The sequence below is a fragment of the Oleiphilus sp. HI0086 genome (assembly GCF_001635225.1).
Window position 1 is genome coordinate 1 of record NZ_LWFZ01001184.1, and the last position, 643, is coordinate 643.

1 protein-coding gene is annotated in these 643 nt (G+C 47.6%); it reads left to right on the forward strand.

What is annotated here, in order from left to right; genetic code table 11:
* Positions 1-643: ABC transporter transmembrane domain-containing protein (locus A3756_RS20695; protein ID WP_368664605.1), on the forward strand; the 643-nt coding region annotated here is incomplete at both ends.

Below are 643 nucleotides of genomic sequence, written 5' to 3' on the forward strand. Positions count from 1 at the left end.
TTGACCCCAATCGAGAAATTGACTGGTCAATCATCAAGCAAATCATTCCCTACCTTTTGGAATACAAGCAGCGCATCGCTCTCGCTCTGTTATGTCTGGTTGCAGCAAAAGTCGCTAGCGTTACCATGCCCTTTATTCTCAAGCACGTCGTCGATGACCTAGACCAACAACTAGCTGATAATGAACTATCCCTGCTCGTTGTACCTTTGGGCTTATTACTCGCCTACGGTCTGGTACGGCTGATGAATGTGTTACTAGGCGAAATCCGCGACACCCTATTCGGACGCGTGACCGAAAGAGCGATGCGTCGCGTAGGACTAAAAGTTTTCGAGCACCTTCATGCATTAAGTCTAAGCTTTCACTTGAACCGCCAAACGGGTGGTTTATCTCGCGACATTGAGCGCGGCACAAATGGCATTAGTTTTTTGATGCGCTTTCTGGTGTTTAATATTGTCCCCACCTTTCTCGAACTGTTTCTGGTCATGGGTATTTTATGGCAACAATATCGCTTCGAGTTTGCCTTGATCGTACTGATATCAGTCATCGCCTATGTCTGGTTCTCCAAGACCACCACTGACTGGCGCACCCAGTTTATTCGCGAAGCGAATCAGGCTGACAGCAAAAGTAACACCCGGGCAATTGA